This is a genomic window from Sphingomonas sp. 67-41 (assembly GCF_001899725.1).
In the GTDB taxonomy this organism is placed as follows: domain Bacteria; phylum Pseudomonadota; class Alphaproteobacteria; order Sphingomonadales; family Sphingomonadaceae; genus Sphingomonas; species Sphingomonas leidyi.
This window is the reverse complement of the sequence record NZ_MKWJ01000004.1, coordinates 14,028-33,703: the sequence shown is the minus strand read 5'-3', so window position 1 is coordinate 33,703 and position 19,676 is coordinate 14,028. Positions and strand designations below refer to the sequence as shown.

Sequence of the window (19,676 nt, the reverse complement as noted above, 5' to 3'; positions counted from 1 at the left end):
CAAAGGAGCTTTGCGTATGAAATTGCTGCGTTTCGGCCCGATCGGCAGCGAGAAACCGGGCCTTCTCGATGCCGCGGGCAATATCCGCGATCTGAGCGGCGTTATCCCCGACATCGATGGGAGCACCGTCACGCCCGAAAGCCTGGCGCGGCTGCGCGCGCTCGATCCGGCAAGCCTCCCCCGGGTCGAGGGAACCGCGAGGCTGGGCGCCTGCGTCGCGCGCCCGGGCAAGTTCGTCTGCATCGGGCTCAACTATGCCGATCATGCCGCCGAAACCGGCGCGGCGATTCCGGACGAGCCGATCGTGTTCATGAAGGCGACCAGCGCGCTTTCCGGACCGAACGACCCGATCCTGAAGCCCAGGGGGTCGACCAAGCTCGATTGGGAAGTCGAGCTGGCATTCGTCGTCGGAAGCGATTGTCGCTATGTCGACGAGGCCGAAGCCGCGGCCGCGATCGCCGGCTATTTCGTCTGCAACGATGTTTCCGAACGCGCCTTCCAGCTGCAATCCTCGCAATGGGACAAGGGGAAGGGCTGTGACAGCTTCGGTCCGATCGGGCCCTGGCTGGTGACGCCGGACGAGATTGGCGACATCGGAAACCTGCACATGTGGCTGGAAGTCAACGGGAAGCGATTCCAGAATGGCTCGACTTCGACGATGATCTTCCGGCCGGCTTTCATCCTGTCCTATCTGAGCCGTTTCATGAGCCTGCAGCCGGGCGACATCGTCACCACGGGTACGCCCCCGGGGGTCGGCCTCGGGCAAAACCCCAATGTCTGGCTCAACAGCGGCGACAGGGTCTCCCTGGGGATCGCGGGCCTGGGCGAGCAGCATCAGCAAGTCGTCGACGCCTAGCTCCGATGTGCGCGATCGATCCCGGGCCGCCGTCCCTCTCGACGCGGCCCGGGATTGCCGCCGCGTTCAAGCGAAGCGCCTGGCACCCGCCACGCAGAGAATGACGATCACGGTCGATGCGACCATCGTCCATGCAACGGGCTCGCCGAGCAACAGGCCCGCAAGCAGCAAGCCGAAAAACGGCTGCATCAGCTGAAGCTGGCCGACGCCCGCGATGCCGCCGAGCGCGAGGCCGCGATACCAGAACACGAAGCCCAGCATCATCGAGAACACCGAGACATAGGCGAACCCCGTCCAGGCGCGCCAGCCGATGTCCGCGAAACTCGCAGGCATGGTGGCGAGCGCGATTACCGCCATGACGGGCAACGAAAGGAGCAGCGCCCAGCTGATGACCTGCCATCCGCCCAGGCGCCGCGAGAGCGTCGCGCCTTCGGCATAGCCGAGCCCGCACAACAGGATCGCAGCGACCATCAACAGGTCGCCAGCCATCGAACCGCCACCACTATGATAGAGCGCGAAGCCCGCAACCGTCGCCGCGCCGATGGAGGAGAATATCCAGAAGATGGGCTTGGGCCGCTCGCCGCCCCGCAGAACCCCGAAGACGGCGGTGGACAGCGGCAGCAGGCCGATGAACACTACCGAATGCGCCGCGGTGATATGCTGCAGGGCGAACCCGGTCAGCAGCGGGAAGCCGACGACCACGCCGATCGCGACGATAAGAAGCGGCAGGAGGTCTCCACGCGCCGGCATGTCCTGGCGAAGCCCCAGCAGGAACGCCGCCCCCAGCAGTGCCGCGATGGCCGCACGGCCGGAAGTCACGAACAGCGGCGTGAACTCGGCAACCGCGACGCGGGTCGCCGGCAAGGACCCGCTGAAGATGACGACGCCCAGCAGTCCGCTTCCCCAGCCGGCGGTAGTTCTTTCCATCATTCCCTCGCTTTCGGCGCGTGGAATAGGATGCCGCTACTGGCCACGACAGCAACAATGCCCTACAATATACAGAAACCGTATGGTTGAATTGATCCATACACATGCATGAGCCAGGCCATTGAAACCGCATCGGCGCATCGGCACGCGCACGGAAGAGCTGATGGATGCGATCCGCACCAGGATTGCGAGCCGCGCGCTCGCGACCGGCGATCGCCTGCCGTCGGTACGGGCATTTGCCGAGACGATGGGCGTATCGCCATCCACCGTCGTCGAAGCCTATGACCGGCTGGCGGCGGAGGGAGTCATCCGGGCGCGCCGGGGTTCGGGTTTCTATGTAACCGGCGCGAACATGCCGCCCTTGTCGGTGGGCGAAATCGGGCCGCGGCGCGACCGCGCGGTGGACCCGTTCTGGGTATCCCGCCAGTCGCTGGACGCCGACGGGACGATGGCGATGCCGGGATGCGGCTGGCTTCCCGCCGAATGGATGCCGAATGCGGCGCTCCGGCGCGGGCTACGCGAACTCGCCCGCTCCGATTCCTCCATATTGTGCGACTATGGCAGCACGCGCGGATCGCTGAAGCTGCGCCGCCTCCTCCTCGGCCGCTTCGCCGACGAAGGCATCGAAGCTGGCGCGAACCAGCTGCTCCTGACCGGATCCGGCACCCAGGCGATCGATCTGATCTGCCGCTACCTGCTGCATCCCGGCGATACGGTGCTGATCGACGATCCCGGTTACTTCAATTTCCAGGCGCTGCTTCGCGCGCATCGGGTCGAGATCGTCGGCATCCCCCATATGCGGTCGGGCCCGGATATCGCCGCATTCGAAGCGGCGCTGCACGCATATCGGCCGCGGCTCTACATCACCAATTCCGCACTGCACAATCCGACGGGCGCGACCATGTCGCCCCAGACCGCGCATCGATTGCTGAGCGCCGCGGCCGCCCATGATCTGGTGATCGTCGAGGACGATATCCTCGTCGAATTCGAACCCTCCCCCTCGCCTCGCCTCGCCGTTCTCGACGGGCTCGATCGCGTCATCCGGATCGGCAGTTTCTCGAAGACGCTCTCCGCATCCGCGCGCTGCGGCTATGTCGCGGCCCGTGCCGACTGGATCGACGGCTTGGTCGACCTGCAGGTAGCGACGAGCTTCGGCGGCCCCAGCCCCATGGCAACCGAATTGCTCGCGGATGTCCTCGCGGGCGGAAGCTATCGCAAGCATATCGGTGAGTTGCGGCAGCGCCTCGCGCGTTCGCGCGATCAGGCGGCCCAGCGCCTGGCGAGCCTGGGCATCGTTCCATGGACCATGCCAAGGGGTGGCTTCTACCTGTGGTGCCGCCTGCCCGACGGGCTGGACTCCGCCGATATCGCCCGCCGCTGCATGGACGAGGGCGTGATACTCGCTCCCGGCAATGTATTCAGCATCTCGCAATCCGCGGCCCCGTTCCTCCGCTTCAATGTCGCGCAAATGGAGGGCGACCGAGTCTATGAGGCGCTTCGCATCGCCATGGCGGCCGCGCGCTAGGCTGGCTGCGCAGGCAGGAGCGCCGCTGGACCGACGACGCTTCGCGACCACCCCGCATGGGCCGGTGGCGCATGCGGATCAGTTCGGCGCCGGGGATCCCATGCGCGCCGCGGTGAGCACTGCATGGCGCGTGACCTTGCCGGCATCGTCCTTGTAGACGACGTCCGTCGAGAAACCGTCCGGGCCAAGCGTATCGGTCAACACGCCCGTACGGCCCGGGCCAGGGTTGAGCAGCGTCCAGGTCATCGTCTTCGCCGTGCCGTCCCAACGGCCCACGAACTCGCTGACAAGGCCGATCGACGAGAAATACCAGCGCCGGTAGACGCGCTGGGTGGAGTCATACCGGTACAGCACGACATATTCCTCCCGCTCCTTGCCGTTCGAGGCACTGCCGTCGAGCTGGATGAACTGGCCGTTATAGGCCAGCCGCGCCCTGGCCTGCCCGGCAAAGCGAAGCTCCTGTCCCGGGGACTCGGCGGATTGCACGCGCGTGGCAATGCTCCAGTCCCCCAGCAGCGGCGTCAGCACCTGCAGCTCTGCCGGAGCGGGGCTCCCCATATAGGGCAACCCTGTCTCCTGCGCGGGGGTCGCTTGCGGCGGGGACGGGACATCGCCCCATGCGGGGACGGGAAAGGCCGCCAGAACCAGAAAAGCGTGCAGCAACACGGTACGAGACATCCGCCGGCTCCCTGATGGCCAGCCCCATCATGGCGGTCCACCGGTTCGACTAGGGTCCGGCGATGATGGCCGCCTTGGCGGATTCCCCAAGCATGGTTAGGGCAAGGAATCGAAGCTAGGCAAGCCGGCTCCGGCGCTCGAAGATACGATGATCTCTTTGGGCAGCCTGTTGTCGCCGCCCGCACGAAATGCCGCGAATTCCCGAGCTGGCGACCAATCGCCGCCGATGGCCGCTCGTCCCCGCCGGGCTCGTTTCGCACCGACATGGTTTCGTCTCCTGCCCCTTCTATGCCGAATGCGGCAATGTCGGGATCTGAGGAGCTGCCATCATGAGCATCGCGAGCGACGCCCGTTTCTGGGATCGGGCCGCACGGAAATACGCCGGAAGTCCGATCGCGGACCAGGCCGGCTATGAGCGGACGCTGGAGCGGACCCGCTCCCTGTTGAGGCCGCGTGACAGCGTGCTGGAGCTGGGCTGCGGAACGGGAACGACGGCACTCCTGCTCGCGGGCGCGGTGCAAGACTATCTTGCGACGGATATTTCCGCGGAAATGATCGCGATCGCCAGCGGGAAACATGCCGCCGCCGCTGCCCCTGTCCCGGCCCTTGTCTTCCGCCCCACGACCGCGGAAGCGCTCGCATCCGGTGCCGTGCGGTTCGACGAGGTTCTCGGCTTCAACTATCTCCATATGGTCCGCGACCTGCCTGGGACCTTGCGCGACATCCACGCCCTGCTCGTGCCCGAAGGCCTGTTCATTTCGAAGACCCCGTGCGTCGGAGACATGAACCCGCTCATTCGGCTTGCCCTGCCGGCCATGCGCGCAATCGGAAAGGCGCCCTATGCGGGTGTATTTCGCGCAGAGGAACTGAGCCGGCACATAAGTGCCGCAGGCTTCGACATTCTCGTCACCGAGAACCATGCGACAAGGGGCAACGACAATCGCCCCTATATCGTGGCGCGGAGGAAATGACGGGCGGCGGCGCCTGCCGTCAGCCGCTCCGGAACTGCTTGACTGCATGGTCTGCAGCCCGCGCCGTCAGCGCCATGAAGGTGAGAGACGGGTTCACGCAGGAGACGGATGCCATCTGCGCGCCGTCGGTGACGAACAGGTTGGCGGCATCATGCGCCTGGCTCCATTTGTTCAGGACGGAGGAACGAGGGTCCGCGCCCATGCGCGCGCCGCCCATTTCGTGGATGGCGTCGCCGGGCACATGCTCGTCTTCATAGCTCCTGACATTGGCCAGGCCCGCGGCCCTGAGCATCGCTTCGCCCTGCATGCGCGCATCGGACATCATCCGCAGCTCGTTCTCGCGGAATCGCACGTCGAAGCGCATCAGGGGCACACCGAAGCGATCGACCTTGTCCGGATGCAGCGACACGCGATTGTCTTCATAGGGAAGGCATTCGCCGAACGCGCCCATGCCGAACTTCCAGCCGCCATATTTGCGCATCCCGTGCTTCATCGACGCGCCGAAGCCGACCGGCGGCGCCGGGTCGCGCCGGGCGCTGCCCTGATAGCCATAGCCCCGCTTGAAGCCCGCCCCCTCGTCACCATCGAGATTGCGGAAACGGGGAATGTAGACGCCCCCGGGCCGGCGGCCATATTCGATGAACTCCTCCATCCCCGGTATGTCGCCGTCGATCGACACCCGGAAGATATGGTCCATCACATATTTGCCGAGCGTCCCGCTGGCATCGAAATGGCTGCGCCCGTTGCCGGCCGGGCGTGAATTCAGCAGGATCTGGTTCGAGGCCATCGCCGACGCGCAGAGGAACACCAGCCCGGCATCGACCACTTCCGCCTTTCCGGTCTTCGCATCGATGAACCGGACCCCCGTCACGCGCTTCTTCGCGGCGTCATATTCGAGGTTGGTCACCACCGCATCCGCGCGCAAGGTCAGCCGACCGGTCGCGCGCGCGGCCGGCAGCGTCACTGCCTGGGTCGAGAAATAGGCGCCGAACGAGCATCCGTTGCCGCACTGGTTGCGGAACTGGCACTTCGTCCGGTTCTGGTCCGGCTTGTCCTCGGTCAGGTTGGACAGGCGCGTATGGATGAGCTTGCGGCCGGGAAACTGCGTCTCGAGCCGCTGCTTGAGCCATTTCTCGGCGATGTTCATCGGCATCGGCGGCTGGAATTCGCTGTCCGGCAGATAGGGCAGGTTCTCGCGCGAGCCCGACACGCCGATATATTTCTCGACATAGCTGTACCAGGGCGCAAGGTCGTCATAACGGATCGGCCAGTCCCCATCGATCCCTTCGCGCTTGTTCGCCTCGAAGTCCGCGGGGCTCCAGCGGAAGCTCCAGCGCCCCCAGATCAGCGACTTGCCGCCCACTGCGCCGGGCCGGATCCAGTAGAACTTGCTGCCTTCGTCAAAGGCATAGGGATTCAGCCGATCGTCGTTGTAGAAGGCTCGGTTGCTCGGCGAAACATAGCCGTGCTTCGCGATGAAATAATCGCTCTCGAGCAGGCCCGCGGGCATCATGTTGCGCGCCGGAATCTCATAGGCCGGCTTGCCGTCATAGGCATAGCCTTCGCCATGTTCGACCATCACGCCGCGATCGAGCATGAGAACGCGCAGCCCCTTTTCGGTGAGTTCCTTGGCGGCGAACCCGCCGCTCACTCCCGATCCGATGACGATCGCGTCGAACCTGTTGGTCGCTACCATGATTCCCCCCTCTCCGTCCGGTCAGAAACGCAGCGCGTGCAGCGCCTGGTAGCTTGTCGTGATGTCGGGAATATAGGGCGCGGGCGCCCGATCATTCTCGACATAGAAGTGCCGGACGCCGGCACTTCCCTTCCGCTTGAAGAGCCCGGCGAAATCGATGGTGCCCTGCCCCACCGCGGCCATGCTGCGATCCGCGCGCATGTCCTTGACGTGATAGGCGTAGAGCCGCTGCGACAGCCGATCGATCAGCGACGCCGGATCCTCGCCGGCATGCGCCGCCCAATAGAGATCGAGTTCGACCTTCACGAGCGCGGCGTCGGTCTCTCCGAGGAAGCGATCGTACAGGCTGGTGCCGCCGGGCCGGTTCGTGAACTCGAAATCGTGATTGTGATAGGCGAAGCCGAGCCCGGCCTTCTTCAGCTCCGCGGCGAAGCGATTGAAGTTCGGCAGCGCCGCCCGCCAGCCCTGCTCGGTGCGGTGCTCGTCGGTCATATAGGGCAGCACGACCGTGTCGGCGCCAAGCGCCTTCGCCATCGTCACGGATCGGTCGAACTGCCCGAGCAGCGCGTCATAGCCGATATGGAGCGACGGGGCCTTCAGGCCGAGCCGGTCCATCGTCCCGCGCAACAGCGCGTGATCCATGGCGTCATAGCCGCCGCCGCCGAATTCCACTTCGCGATAGCCGATGCGCGCGACTTGCTCGAGCGTGCCGACCGGATCCTTCGCGAAGATGTCGCGGACCGTGTAGAGTTGGAGCCCGATCGCCTCGATCTGCGCGGCGGATGCCGGTGCGATCATGGCGTCGGCAAGGGAAAGCGCGGCGACACCGCCGGCGCCCGCGAGCAGGTTTCTACGGCTGACGATCATGCGGAATACACCTTGTTGACCTGGGAATAGGGGAAGGCGCCGTCATACTCGCCCGGCACCGGCAGATATTCGCGCTCCTGGGTGATGCCGATCTCGGACGTGTAGTAGCCGGCGATGACGAGCTGCCGGAACGCTTCGAAAAAGGCCTTGCCCAATGGCAGCTGGCCGTTCATCGCAAGGGTCAGGAGCGCATCCTGCTGCTCCGCGGTCGCCTGTGCGCCCGCGACCGCATAGTCCTGCAGGCTCCGCGCCTCGATCGCGTCGAGCCCGGCCAGGATCGGAACCCGGTCTGCCGGCTTCGCCCAGTCGGCGAGCAGCTTCTCGATAAAGGCGGGCACGCCCGCCGCGATCGCTCCCGGCGTGTCGGTCGTGGGAAGGACACGCTCGCTGAGCGCGGTCATCAGTGCGCGCTGGGGCGGCGTGAACACCGCTACGCTCGGCGGCCCTTCGCTGATCGCGGGCACGTTCGACCCTCTGCCCGCACGGGCGGCGCGGGCGAGCGGCGCGAACGCCGCCGCGCCGAACATGCCTACGACCCCGGCGAGCGCCGTCCGGCGATCGATCATTTCGCCTCTCCCGGAAGGTCCTGCGCGATCGCGGCCTCGGGCAATGGGCGCACCCAGATGTTGCGGAACGAAACCGGCGAACCATGATCCTGCAACAGCAGCGGCGCCGCGTCGCCATGCGCCTGATAGCCGGCGACCTTGCGCCAGACCGTGGTGCCCAGCAGCGCCTGATGGTTCTGCACCAGCACGCCGTTCAGCAGAACCGTGACATAGGCGGGACGCAGCAGCTTCCCGTCCGCCGCGAAGCGCGGACGCTCGAACAGGATGTCGTAGCTCTGCCACGCGCCGGGCTTGCGCGCGGCGTTCACCAGCGGCGGCTTCCAGCCATAGACGGCCCCCACCGTCCCGTCGGCATAGGTCGGGTTCCGATAGCCGTCGAGGATCTGGACCTCGTAGCGCTGCATGAACCAGACGCCGCTGTTGCCCCGGTCCTGCGACGTGCCCGACGGCGGGTTGGGCGCGCGGAACTCGAGGTGAAGCTGGACGTCGCCAAAGCCTTGGCGCGAGACGAGATTGCTCTCCCTGGCGCCCTGTGCCCGGGCCGGAACCGTCATCACGCCATTCTCGACGTGCCAGGGCGCGGCTTCGGCCTGCCATGCGTCGGCCGCGAGCACGACCGCATCGGAAGGCGCCCCGCCCGGCATCGCGGCCGGCGTGGTCACCGCCGGCGCCGGCCGGTCGGCGTCATGGACCCGCCATTTGCCGTCCGGCAGCATCGGTGTATCCCTGAAGCCGGGCTTCTCCTGGGCAAAGGCCAGCACCCCCGTCATCGCGACCAGCCCCGCCGCAAGGCATCCCGCCAAGCGCATACGCGTCATACGTCCCCTCCTTGTCGATCGATTTGGCGATAGGCTGCGATCAGGCGATCCTCACCCGCCCGGCCCGGCAGCGAATTGCCATGCTCCATGCCGATCACGCCGGCATAGCGCCGGGAGCGGAGCCAGCGGACGATTGAGGCATAGTTGATTTCGCCGGTCCCCGGCTCGTTGCGGCCGGGATTGTCGCCGAACTGGATATAGCCGACCTCGTTCCAGCACATCTCGAGCGTCGGGATCAGATTCCCCGACTGGATCTGCTCGTGATAGAGATCCGCCAGGATTTTCACGGCCGGGCTGTTCACGCCCCGCGCGACGGCATAGCCCTGCGCGACCGTCTGCATGTACACGCCCGGATGATTGGTCCGCGTGTTCAGCGGTTCCATCACCATCGCGATCCCGTGCGGCACGACGATGTCGCCGGCCCGGCGCATCACGTCGATGACACGGGCGGTCTGGATATCGACCGGCACCTTCGGATCCATGAAGCCCGTGACCACGGTCATGCGCGTGGCGTCGAGGCGCTTGGCGACCTCGATCGACGTGCGGATGTCCGCCAGGAACGCCTCGCGCTCGACATCGTCATTTGCGCCGAGCAGCGGCCGCGACTGCGCCCATTTCGGCATGCTGGCGACGAACACGCCCATCTTCATGCCGCGCCGGGACAGCGCCCTCGCCATCTTCTCCTGCTCGGCAATCGGGCGGCCGCGCGCCTCATTGTCCTCCCAGGCGGTGAAACCCTGATCGGCGGCATAGGCGATCTGCTCGATCAGCCCGCCACGACTGGCGAAGCTGCCCTCGTGCGGCGCAAAGCCGAGCGAGAAGCGCGCCGCGTTCGAGCCCTGGCCGCCCCTGCCCCCGGTCATCGCCATCGCCGATGAGGCCGCGCCCGCCGCGCCTGTGGCGAGCACCGTCCTGCGGGTGACGGCACCGGTCACTTGCCGCTCCCGGCCTTGAGATATGCGATGATCGCCGCGCGCTTCACCGGATCGGTCATGCCGATGGGCATGCGCGATCCGGGGATCTTCTTGCCCGGCGCGGCGAGATACTCGTCGAGCGTCTTCTCGTCCCAGCGCAGCTTCGAGTTCTTCATCGCCGGCGAATAGTTGAAGTCGGGCCCGGTACCGGCCATCCGCCCCACCACGCCATGGAGATTGGGCCCAACGCCGTTCTTGCCGCCCTTCTCGACGGTATGGCAGGCGCGGCAGGCATTGAATGCAGGCGGCGGCGTGGCGGCCGCGGTCTGCGCGACGGTGGGAACGCTCGCGATCGTCAGCGCCGCTGCAGCGACGCTTCCCGCTCCCAGGCACACGAGAAGCTTCATTCTTTCTCTCCCGGATCAATCCTTGTCCATTTCCGGTCCGATGCCGCATTGGCGACTACCGCCTCGATGAACCGCATCGTGCGCAGCCCATCGGCAACACCGGGAAACCAGCGATCCTCGTCGCCACGGATCGCCGCGGCAAAGGCGCGATACAGGTTGGCGAAAGCCTCGACATAGCCTTCGGGATGGCCGGACGGGGTGCGCAGCAGACGCATCGTGCGCACGTCCAGCCCCGGCCCGCCGGCACGCAGGATCTCGGTCGGGCGGTCGAGCCAGCGCAGGATCAGCGTATTGGGCTCCATCTGCGCCCATTCGATGCCGCCGCGCTCGCCATGGATGCGCAGCTTCAGTCCATTCTCCTCGCCCGCCGCCACCTGGCTGGCCTTGAGCAGGCCACGCGCCCCGCCCGCGAAACGCAGCAGGGCGCCGACATCGTCGTCGAGCCGGCGGCCCGGCACATGGGTGGCGAGATCGGCACACACCGCCTCCACCCGCAATCCGGAGACATGCTCGGCAAGCTGGAAGGCATGCGTGCCGATATCGCCAAGACATCCGCCAGGCCCGGCGCGCGCCGGATCCGTCCGCCATTCGGCCTGCTTGTTGCCATCGCCGTCGATGGGCAGGCTGAGCCAGCCTTGCAGATACTCGACCTGGACGAGCCGGATCGCGCCCAGATCGCCCCGCGCGATCCTGACGCGCGCCTCCTCGACGAGCGGATAGCCGCTATAGGTGAAGGCCAGCGCGAAGCGGCACCCGCTCCTCCCGGCGGCTTCGCCGATGGCCTGGGCTTCCGCGACGCTCATCGCCATCGGCTTCTCGCAGAAGACATGGAAACCGGCATCGAGCGCGGCGATCGCCATCGGCGCGTGGAGATGGTTGGGCGTCACGATCGCCAGCGCATCCATGCGCTCCCCGGCAGGCAGCGCGCGTTCCCGCGCGATCATCGCCGCGATCGATGCGTAGACGCGCCGCGGGTCGAGCCCCAGTGCCTCGCCGGTCCGCGCACTGCGCCCTTCGTCCGTGCTGAAGGCTCCGGCGACCAGTCGCCAATCGCCGTCAAGCGCCGCGGCCATCCGGTGGACCGCGCCGATAAAGGCGCCTTCCCCGCCACCCACCATGCCAAGTCGAAGCGCGTGCCGAGCCATGAAACGCCTATTCCCAACCGACGAGTTCGAATTCAGTCCTGCCGCGGTGAAAGCCCCAGCAGCGCGCGGATCGCGTCCCGATCGACACCGCTCGCCGCGAAATCGTCGAACGGACGCTCGGTCACGCGAATGATGTGATCGCGAATGAAGGGCGCGCCTTCGCGCGCGCCGTCCTCGGATCGCTTGAGCGCGCATTCCCATTCGAGCACGGCCCAGCCCGCATAGCCATATTGCGCCAGCTTGCTGAAGATGCCGACGAAATCGACCTGTCCGTCGCCCAGCGAGCGGAAGCGGCCGGCGCGGTTCACCCAGCTCTCATAACCGCCATAGACGCCCGTCCGCCCGGTCGGGTTGAACTCGGCATCCTTCACATGGAAGCATGCGATGCGGTCATGATAGCGGTCGATGAAGTCGAGATAGTCGAGCTGCTGCAATACATAGTGCGACGGATCGAACAGGATGCGCGCGCGGGGATGATTGCCGACCGCCTCGAGGAATCGCTCCCAGGTCGCACCGTCATGGATATCCTCGCCCGGATGGATCTCAAAGGCGCAGTCGACCCCCGCTTCCTCGAACACATCGAGGATCGGCCTCCAGCGCCGCGCAAGCTCGGCAAACGCTTCCTCGACCAGCCCCGCCGGCCGCTGCGGCCAGGGATAGACATAGGGCCAGGCCAGCGCGCCCGAAAAGGTCGCATGCGCGCCCAGCCCGAGATTGGCGCTTGCCCTTGCCGCGAGCTTGACCTGCTCGACCGCCCAGGCCTGGCGCTCCGCCGGCTTGCCGCGCAGCTCGGCCGGCGCGAACCCGTCGAAGAGCGAGTCATAGGCTGGATGGACCGCGACGAGCTGCCCCTGCAGGTGTGTCGAAAGCTCGGTCGGCTCCACACCGAACCGGGCGAGCCCGCCGCGCAGGTCGTCGCAATAGGCCTTGCTCTCGGCAGCCAGGTGCAGGTCGATCAGCCGCGGATCGCAGGGAATCTGGATTCCGGCATAGCCGAGATCCCCCGCCCATTTCGCCAACCCGTCCAGCGTATCGAACGGCGCCGTATCGCCCAGGAACTGGGCGAGGAAGATCGCCGGCCCTTGCATCCCGCTCACGCCGCGGCCTCCCCTCGGCTGTCGTCCTGGAAGAAGAGCTGGAACAGCACGGCGATGACGGCAGCCGCGATCGCCGGATACCACCACATGTGCTGCCAGTCGGCGATGGTCTGCGCCGCCGGCAACTGCGCATAGAGCAGCCCGCCGATCTGCGAGCCGAGCAGCATGCCGACGCCATAGGTGAACAGCGTCAGCATGCCCTGCGCCTGGGCGTTGACGCCCTTGGGCGAGGCGATGGTGCCGGTATAGATCGCGCCGGCAACGAAGAAGAAGTCGTAGCACACGCCGTGCAGCGCCACGCCGAGATAGATGGCCCAGAGCGAGCCGCCGCCGTCACCGATCGCGAACAACGCGTAGCGCAGGGCCCAGGCCGCCATGCCGACCAGCAGCAGCGGCTTCACACCGAACCGGCGATAGAGCCAGGGCATGGAGAACATGAAGACCAGCTCGGACATCTGCCCGATGGCCATCGTACCGCCGACATTCTCGATGCCCGCCGCACCAAGATAGGCCGAGGCATAGGCGTAGTACATTGCCAGCGGGACCGAGATCAGCGTCGCCGCGAGGATGAAGATCAGATAGGATCGCTGCCGCATCAGGCCGAACGCTTCGACGCACAGCACTTGACGTACCAGCCCCGCATCGCGCGGCGCGTCGGGCTCGACGTTCGGCAGGGTCAGGCTGTAGAGGCCGAGCGCGATGGAGACGATGGCGGCAACGCGGAATATCTCCGGGCTGGCCGACAGGCCCATCCAGCCGATGATCAGGCCCGCGACGATCCAGCCCAGCGTGCCGAACGCGCGGACGAAGGGAAACCGGTCCGCACGCTCGCCGAAGCTCTTCAGCGCGATCGTGTTCGCGAGGCCGACCGTCGGCATGTAGAGGATCATATAGCCGAGCAGCAGCCAGACGAAGGTGCCGCCGGTTTCCGGCGTCACCAGCAACGGCATCGCCAGCAGGATCGCACCGCCGACCAGATGAAGCGCTACCATCAGCGCCCTGGGACTCAGATAACGAGTCGCGGCCATGCCGAGCAGGAAGGATCCGGCGATCGACGCGATCGGCCCTACCGAAAAGGCATTGGCGATGAGGCTGCCGATCCCGACGGTCTGCATCACCAGGCCAAGCGTAACGTTCCAGGCGCCCCAGACGAAGAACTGCATGAACATGAGCGCGCTCAGGCGCCCCATCAGCATGCCCGATGCCGGACGCCGCGACGCATCCAGCGCATCCTTGCCCAAGCTGGCCATGCGCCCCTCTCCCCTTGCCGCAGTCTTCCTGCCTGCGCCCAGGCTACGCAGGTCAAAAGTCTGTGTAAAGGATTACACGCCGAAATCGCGGCAGGGCGCGCCGGTTCGCGCATCGAGCGCGGCGAGCCGGGCATCGATCGCATCCCTGCCATCGGCGTCCCTCCCCCGGCCAGGCCGCATTGGCTAATAGCCGCCGGGCGCGAGCCGCTGGGAGAGCCACCAGACATTGCCCGACGGATCGCCAAGGCCACCCTGGCGCTCGCCATAGGGGCGGAAGCCCACCGGGCTGACCTCGGTCCCGCCGGCGGCGAGCCCGCGTGCCATCGCGGCATCGGCATCGGCGACGTAGAGGTACAGGGTCATGTAGGTGACGGCACGGCCCCTTGCGGCCTCGCTCACCATGATGGTGGTGTCGCCGAAGCGAACATGCGCATTGAGCACGGTGCCGTCGCGCGCGGCGTGAATGTCGATGATCTCGCCGTCCAGCCCCTCCTCGAGAAAGCCGAGATACGCCCTGGCATTCTCGACAAACAGATAGGGAAACACGCGCGTGAATCCGGGCGGGACAAGAGGCAACGCCTTCGATCCCGTGCCCGATCCCTCAGCCATTGGTTCTCGCATCCCGGCCTCCCTGGGCGTTTGTGCATCTGCCGGCATGCCCGGCCAGTCCAGCAGATCCTGCCTTCGCGCCATCTCGAGCTTGAGCAGGATGTTCGCGATGTGAAACTTGACCGCCTCGACACCGATTTCGAACCGCTCGGCGATCTGGCGGTTGGTCATGCCGAAGCGTGCGGCCTTGGCGACGCGCCATTCGCCCGGCGTCAATATGTCGGGATGCGCGGGGCGTCCTCGGGGCCGATGGTCGGTCATTCCCGCAACCTATCGGCGCGATGCCCGAATTTCACTCCCCGCCGACGATCAAGGTTCCAGATCCTGGTACGGGTCGGGAGGGATACGGGCGAACTGGTTGGCGGTGAGGCGCCAGCGCTCCCCATCGCGACGCCATATGTTGAGAAAGCGAACGCGCCATGCCGGGGCATCGGGCGGTGCCGCCCGCGCGCGGATATCCGCGGCCCCGATCACGATGGCGGCATTGCAGCCATAGACGCGGATCTCCAGCTCGGTGATGTCGAAGCTTCGTGCGAAGCCGGCATTGCGGCCGTCGGCAAAGGCCGTCAGCACCTTGTCGAGCCGCGTGACGCTTCCGTCGGGCTGGATCGATACGAAATCGGGCGCAAAGAAGCTGCGCGCCTCCTCGATCGACCAGCCATCGACATTCGCGCGGGCGCCGCGCAGTTCCAGCGCCCGGATCGCCTCGACTGCAGGTCCCGCGGTCGCGGCATGGGGGCATCGCGCATCGGATGACGTCGCGGCGGCCTGGCCGGAGACTGTCGAGATGGCCGTTGCAAGGAGCGCGACGCGCAACAGCATGCCCCGCAGCCCGTTCCGCCCGCCCGTTCTCGTGTGGCTGGGATGCGGCACGCGCATGTCAGGAAGCTGGCTCGCCCGCCACGCGCGAGAGGATCGCGAGCGTGCGGTCTTCATTGTCCTTGAAGAAGGCCATCCACTCCTCCGTACCGTCCTGGTGCCGATGGATCAGATGCGGCGCGGCCGAAAACTCGATGCCGGCGGATTCAAGCGCGCAATGGGCGAGCCGGATGTCGCTCACCGTGAAGTAAATGACGGATTCGCCTTCGGCACCGTCGCCTTCCTGCGTGAGGAACAGGCGAACGCCGCCACAGTCGAAGAAGGCGATGTCGCCGAACGAATAGAGGTGTTCCAGGCCGAGCACGTCGCCATACCAATGGCGGGCCGCAGCGATATCGCCGACGCGACGCGAGATCTGGCCGACCGGCCCGATCAGCAACGATTCCATTTGATCCTCCCACACTGACAGGCACTAGCACGGTGGAACAGATAGCCGGTCGCAGCCGTATTTTCCCTACCCGTTCCGATGTTCCTTGAGTCATCCGCTGATAATAGCCTCGGCCACCGTCTTTCGATGGCGCTCGACTTTACGACATGTGCGGCATACGCTTCCGGGGATCTTGCTGGGGGCAATCCGTGAGAGTCGCGAAGAACATCGATTTACTAGCATTAGTGCTAGGACTTGGAGGCTGCGCGTCCGCTAATGCGGTGCAGTCGACAGGCATTCCCTCGCCACCGGCTGCCTCCGCCTCCGAGCCGACTTCCTCGTCGGACCTTTCCGCGGTTCCATCTACAGCCACTCCTGTCTCCGTTTCGCCCGTGCCCACGCAGGAAGCTCCATTGAAGGCGCGCCGTAGCGAAGCCGCGCTGCACGCGATGAAGCAGGCGATCCAGGACGTCCCGCGTTGCGCAAGCAAGCACGGAACGATCACCATCGTCGACGGCGACGATCCTAGCGGCTGGACCCAGTATCAGCTCGCCCCGCCCGCCAAGTTGCTGAAGGTGCTGGTGCAGCGCTCCGGATGCTTCAACCTCGTCGATCGCGGCTCCGGCCTGGAGACCGCTTCGCGCGAGCGCGCGATCGGCGGCAATCTCGGCCTGCGGCGTCGCGCGAATGTCGGCCAGGGCCAGATCAAGGCGGCCGATTATGTGCTCGTCGCCGAGGTACAGAGCGCCAACCGCAATGCCAGCGGCAATGCCGTGGGCGGCATCGTGGGCGGTCTGGTCGGCGGGCTGCTCGGCGGCATCAAGTCGCGCAAGCTCGAGGCGAACACCGTGCTCTCGCTCACCAACGTCCGCACGGCCGAGACGATCGCGGTGCAGGACGGCTATGCCGCCAAGAACGACATCGGGTTCGGTGCCGGCGCCCGCTTCTTCGGCGGCGCGGCGGGTACGGTCGGCGGCGGCTATGAGAATACCGATATCGGCCGGATCGTGACGCTGTCCTTCATCCAGGCCTATGCCAAGATGGTCATCGAGCTCAAGCTCACCGAACCGGGCACGAAGGGAGCCGTCGGTGCCACAGGGTCTACGGTTTTCGTCGCGCAGGCGCCGGTGGCAATGAGAACTGTTCCGTCCGCGACAGGAAAAGTGATCGGCACATTGTCGGCAGGTTCAGTCGTCTACCCGACGCGCAGAGCGAGTGGACTTTGGTGGGAAGTCGCCGACCAGAGCGACAGGATCGGATGGGTCCTGAGTACGAAGCTTGCGCCGGGCATGGACAATGCATCGAATTCCGAAGAACCGTTCCTGCCCTGGCCACCACCTCGCCCGTCAAGCATGGGAGAGGTCACGCGCAGTTTCGGGCGCGGGGCGCTCCTCGGCGAATATGGTGCGCAGATCAAGGCCTTGCTAGCGCGCAAGGGCTATACAAGATTGCACTATTTCGGCGTGCGCACCCCCAACGGCTTCGGGATCACGACTGATATCGAGCGCCTCGATGCGGAAGGGAAACCACACGCCAAGCGCTGGACGCTAAAGACCCCACCGCCTGGTGGCTTCCTGGAGTATGTCGATCAGCTGTTGCGCGGGGACACCGGTCGGTTTCGAGTTCTCCTGTTCATTGTCTCTGATCAAGATCCAAAGCCGAACGCCTATCTCGCAAAGCAGGTCGATCTCGAGCGTTGGCGCGATAGCGGTGGTGTGGTTCTGAGCGGCGAAACTTCTCGGCGGCCCGCGCCGTCTACCCTCAAGGTCTGGATGCTGGTTTACGAGTTTGTCGTCACCAATTCGAAGTCGGCTGAATTGATAGCCGATAATGACGGTGCCTTTCCCTTTTCGCTCCACTCGAGATTTCTGGGTTTCCAATGAACCGAGAGAAAGCGGTTCGGCACCTCTTCATCCTGTGGCTCGTCGCTGCATGCTTCGCGACTCTATGCGTCTGCCTGCAAATCCTGGGCGGGCGCTATGGCGGCGATGGTCAGATCGCGCTCAACTGGCTGCTTGGCCAATACACGCCCGTACTATCGATATTGCTCGCGGCGGCCTTTTCCGAGCCAAGCAAGAAGTGGCGCGAGCACCCTGTAAACCAGTGGAAGTTCCGTTGGTCCGTGGCGATCAGTGCATTCCAGATTTTCCTGATGATCTCCTTCATCATCTTCCAGCCTGCGCTGAACGCCTTAGGAATAACCGCCTACTCGCTGTTCGAGAGCACACAGGCAATCCTTCTGGTGCTGCAGAGCGTGGCCGTGGCGGCCATCGGTTCAGTTATCTTCGACGGACGATAGGGACGATCATTCCGAAAACACATGATACGCGCTCCGAACGGGTGCTGGGGCGCTATCCACTGGCGGATTTTGCCAAGCTGCCCGGCCGACGATGGGCCGATAGCAGCCACTCCGCTTTCGATATCTCCGATCGATCAGATAGAGGCGTGGCTGCTGCCTGCCTCGCATTTCTGCACCTGCTCGCGAAGATGCGCGATCAGCCATCGCCCGGCGGGGCCCGGCGGCGCATCGCGGCGATGCAGCGCGTGCATCGCCATCTGATCGCCTTCGGGCCAGACATCGCTCTCGGTCCGGAGCTCGACCAGCCGGCCCGCGGCCAGATCGGCCTGGATCATCCAGAGCGGCATGCTGCCCCAACCCAGGCCGGCCTTCAGAAAGGCATGTTTGGCGCCCAGGTCGGCGAGGCGCCATGCCCGCGGTGCCAGCACTCCGAACTGCCGCCCCTGGGAAAGCTCCGAACGGTCCGACAGCACAAGTTGCGTATGGACCGAAAGCTGTTCCGCGGAGAGCGGGTCGGATGCGCGGGCGAGCGGATGATCGGGTGATGCAACCAGCGCCAGCCTGATCGCCAGCAACCGCTCCGGCTGAAGTTCCGGAGAAAACAGGGGCACGGTGCCGGAAACCGCAAATGCGCTGCGCCTGTCGAGCACCGGCTGGATCACCGCGCCGAGGCTCTCGACATGCACCCGAAGGACCGTGTCGGGAAAATTGGCCTCGAACCCGGAGACTGCCCGAGTGAATATCTCGATCGGGAACATCACGTCGAGCGCGATCGACACTTCCGGCTCGACTCCGCTTGCCAGGTCCCGCGCACGAGCCCGGAACTGCCCCGCCTGGCGCAACACTGCCCGCGCTTCCTCCGCCAGCGCCGTGCCCGCCTCGGTCGGCACCGGGTAGCGACCGATCCGTTCGAACAATGCGACCTTCAGCTGGGTCTCCAGTCCCGAGATCGTCTGGCTGACCACGGACTGCGCCCGCCCGATCTTGCGGCCCGCAGCCGAGAAGCTCCCCTCATCGATGGCCGCCACGAGCGTTCGCATCTGATCCAGCGTGATCGATTCAATCATCCATCTAAATCCCGAATGGATTGTATCTGATAATATAGGCTACGACGATATATCCGTCACGCCTATTTCTCACGCATCCCACCAACGCGTGAAGGAAAAAGGCCATGAAACTTCTCCATGTCGATTCCAGCATCCTCGGGCCGGCTTCGGTCAGCCGCCAGCTTTCGGACGCGATCGTCGCCGCGCAGCGCGCCGCGCATCCGAACCTCCAGGTCGAGCGGCTCGATCTTGCCACGCACCCGGTCGACCACCTGACCGGCCTGCACCTTGCCGCGGCGCAAGGCGCCGTCCCGGAAGCGCCGGCGCTGGTCGACGATATCGCCGCCGGCGGCGCCGCGCTCGACGCCTTCCTTGCCGCCGACATCGTGGTGGTTGGCGCGCCGATGTACAATTTCGGCATCCCGAGCCAGCTCAAGGCCTGGATCGACCGCATCGCGGTGGCGGGCAAGACGTTCCGCTATACCGAGAACGGACCCGTCGGCCTGGCAGGCGACAAGAAGGTGATCATCGCCTCGTCGCGCGGCGGCTTCTACGGCGCCGACACGGCGATGGCGGCGCTCGACCATCAGGAAAACTACCTGCGCGGCGTCTTCGCCTTCTTCGGCGTGACGGACGTCAGCTTCATCCGCGCCGAGGGCGTGGCGATGGGCGACGACGCGCGCAACCAGGCCATCGCGGCGGCCCGGGCCGAAATCGGCAAGCTCGCCGCGGTCCGCAAGCTCGCTGCGTAAGGAACGC

21 protein-coding genes are annotated in these 19,676 nt (G+C 65.8%); 6 read left to right on the top strand and 15 right to left on the bottom strand.

What is annotated here, in order from left to right; translation table 11 throughout:
* Window positions 1-16 precede the first annotated feature (16 nt).
* Window positions 17-856 (top strand): fumarylacetoacetate hydrolase family protein, encoded by an 840-nt coding sequence (locus tag BGP17_RS02025; protein ID WP_167299266.1) that lies wholly within the window; start codon window positions 17-19, stop codon window positions 854-856.
* 66 nt (window positions 857-922) lie between these two features.
* Here BGP17_RS02025 and BGP17_RS02020 read toward each other — a convergent pair whose 3' ends face one another.
* Window positions 923-1,783 (bottom strand): DMT family transporter, encoded by an 861-nt coding sequence (locus BGP17_RS02020; RefSeq protein WP_167299267.1) that lies wholly within the window; start codon window positions 1,781-1,783, stop codon window positions 923-925.
* A gap of 121 nt (window positions 1,784-1,904) precedes the next feature.
* Between BGP17_RS02020 and BGP17_RS02015 the strand changes: the two genes are divergently transcribed.
* The gene (locus tag BGP17_RS02015; protein WP_286710831.1) at window positions 1,905-3,308 is read left to right on the top strand and encodes an aminotransferase-like domain-containing protein; all 1,404 of its coding nucleotides are present in this window, start codon (window positions 1,905-1,907) and stop codon (window positions 3,306-3,308) included.
* A gap of 78 nt (window positions 3,309-3,386) precedes the next feature.
* On the opposite strand, the gene BGP17_RS02010 is transcribed toward BGP17_RS02015, so the two are convergent.
* Entirely contained in the window at window positions 3,387-3,986 is a 600-nt protein-coding gene (locus BGP17_RS02010; protein ID WP_286710830.1) for a hypothetical protein, read from the bottom strand.
* A gap of 329 nt (window positions 3,987-4,315) precedes the next feature.
* Here BGP17_RS02010 and BGP17_RS02005 point away from each other — a divergent pair, with 329 nt between their 5' ends.
* The gene (locus tag BGP17_RS02005) at window positions 4,316-4,957 is read left to right on the top strand and encodes a class I SAM-dependent methyltransferase (protein WP_286710829.1); all 642 of its coding nucleotides are present in this window, start codon (window positions 4,316-4,318) and stop codon (window positions 4,955-4,957) included.
* Between the two features lie 19 nt (window positions 4,958-4,976).
* Here the strand turns inward: BGP17_RS02005 and BGP17_RS02000 are convergent, their stop codons facing one another.
* From BGP17_RS02000 to BGP17_RS01945, 12 genes are all read right to left on the bottom strand, one after another.
* Window positions 4,977-6,653 (bottom strand): GMC oxidoreductase, encoded by a 1,677-nt coding sequence (locus BGP17_RS02000; protein WP_167299270.1) that lies wholly within the window; start codon window positions 6,651-6,653, stop codon window positions 4,977-4,979.
* 21 nt (window positions 6,654-6,674) lie between these two features.
* Complete coding sequence (locus tag BGP17_RS01995) at window positions 6,675-7,520, bottom strand: sugar phosphate isomerase/epimerase family protein (protein ID WP_286710828.1); 846 nt, start codon at window positions 7,518-7,520, stop codon at window positions 6,675-6,677.
* Entirely contained in the window at window positions 7,517-8,086 is a 570-nt protein-coding gene (locus BGP17_RS01990) for a gluconate 2-dehydrogenase subunit 3 family protein (protein WP_167299272.1), read from the bottom strand. Before BGP17_RS01990 ends, BGP17_RS01995 begins: the two co-directional genes overlap by 4 nt.
* Complete coding sequence (locus BGP17_RS01985; protein WP_243857169.1) at window positions 8,083-8,904, bottom strand: 3-keto-disaccharide hydrolase; 822 nt, start codon at window positions 8,902-8,904, stop codon at window positions 8,083-8,085. The genes BGP17_RS01990 and BGP17_RS01985 overlap by 4 nt, the downstream gene beginning before the upstream one ends.
* Window positions 8,901-9,839: a hydroxypyruvate isomerase family protein gene (locus BGP17_RS01980; protein ID WP_286710827.1), complete on the bottom strand. Its 939-nt coding sequence runs from the start codon at window positions 9,837-9,839 to the stop codon at window positions 8,901-8,903. The genes BGP17_RS01985 and BGP17_RS01980 overlap by 4 nt, the downstream gene beginning before the upstream one ends.
* Window positions 9,836-10,225 carry a c-type cytochrome gene (locus tag BGP17_RS01975; protein ID WP_286710826.1) on the bottom strand — a complete coding sequence of 130 codons (390 nt, stop codon included), beginning with the start codon at window positions 10,223-10,225 and terminating at the stop codon, window positions 9,836-9,838. The genes BGP17_RS01980 and BGP17_RS01975 overlap by 4 nt, the downstream gene beginning before the upstream one ends.
* Window positions 10,222-11,370, bottom strand: a complete 1,149-nt coding sequence (locus tag BGP17_RS01970) for a Gfo/Idh/MocA family protein (RefSeq protein ID WP_286710825.1) — start codon at window positions 11,368-11,370, stop codon at window positions 10,222-10,224. Before BGP17_RS01970 ends, BGP17_RS01975 begins: the two co-directional genes overlap by 4 nt.
* Before the next feature lie 32 nt (window positions 11,371-11,402).
* On the bottom strand, window positions 11,403-12,458 hold the full coding sequence (locus BGP17_RS01965; RefSeq protein ID WP_380926302.1) for a sugar phosphate isomerase/epimerase family protein: 1,056 nt from the start codon (window positions 12,456-12,458) through the stop codon (window positions 11,403-11,405).
* A gap of 5 nt (window positions 12,459-12,463) precedes the next feature.
* Window positions 12,464-13,717, bottom strand: a complete 1,254-nt coding sequence (locus tag BGP17_RS01960) for an MFS transporter (RefSeq protein WP_286710823.1) — start codon at window positions 13,715-13,717, stop codon at window positions 12,464-12,466.
* A gap of 183 nt (window positions 13,718-13,900) precedes the next feature.
* Window positions 13,901-14,587, bottom strand: a complete 687-nt coding sequence (locus BGP17_RS01955; RefSeq protein ID WP_286710822.1) for a LuxR C-terminal-related transcriptional regulator — start codon at window positions 14,585-14,587, stop codon at window positions 13,901-13,903.
* Window positions 14,588-14,635: 48 nt separating this feature from the next.
* On the bottom strand, window positions 14,636-15,148 hold the full coding sequence (locus BGP17_RS01950) for a nuclear transport factor 2 family protein (RefSeq protein WP_286710821.1): 513 nt from the start codon (window positions 15,146-15,148) through the stop codon (window positions 14,636-14,638).
* Between the two features lie 58 nt (window positions 15,149-15,206).
* A complete protein-coding gene (locus BGP17_RS01945) occupies window positions 15,207-15,584 on the bottom strand; it encodes a VOC family protein (RefSeq protein WP_286710820.1) in 378 nt (125 codons plus the stop codon).
* A 401-nt stretch (window positions 15,585-15,985) separates the two neighbouring features.
* On the opposite strand from BGP17_RS01945, the gene BGP17_RS01940 reads away from it, so the two are divergent.
* Together BGP17_RS01940 and BGP17_RS01935 are read left to right on the top strand one after the other, a co-directional pair.
* Complete coding sequence (locus BGP17_RS01940; protein ID WP_286710819.1) at window positions 15,986-17,455, top strand: CsgG/HfaB family protein; 1,470 nt, start codon at window positions 15,986-15,988, stop codon at window positions 17,453-17,455.
* On the top strand, window positions 17,452-17,871 hold the full coding sequence (locus BGP17_RS01935; protein WP_286710818.1) for a hypothetical protein: 420 nt from the start codon (window positions 17,452-17,454) through the stop codon (window positions 17,869-17,871). Before BGP17_RS01940 ends, BGP17_RS01935 begins: the two co-directional genes overlap by 4 nt.
* Window positions 17,872-18,005: 134 nt before the next feature.
* On the opposite strand, the gene BGP17_RS01930 is transcribed toward BGP17_RS01935, so the two are convergent.
* On the bottom strand, window positions 18,006-18,938 hold the full coding sequence (locus BGP17_RS01930; protein WP_286710817.1) for a LysR family transcriptional regulator: 933 nt from the start codon (window positions 18,936-18,938) through the stop codon (window positions 18,006-18,008).
* 104 nt (window positions 18,939-19,042) lie between these two features.
* On the opposite strand from BGP17_RS01930, the gene BGP17_RS01925 reads away from it, so the two are divergent.
* On the top strand, window positions 19,043-19,669 hold the full coding sequence (locus tag BGP17_RS01925) for an FMN-dependent NADH-azoreductase (protein WP_286710816.1): 627 nt from the start codon (window positions 19,043-19,045) through the stop codon (window positions 19,667-19,669).
* Window positions 19,670-19,676: the final 7 nt, after the last annotated feature.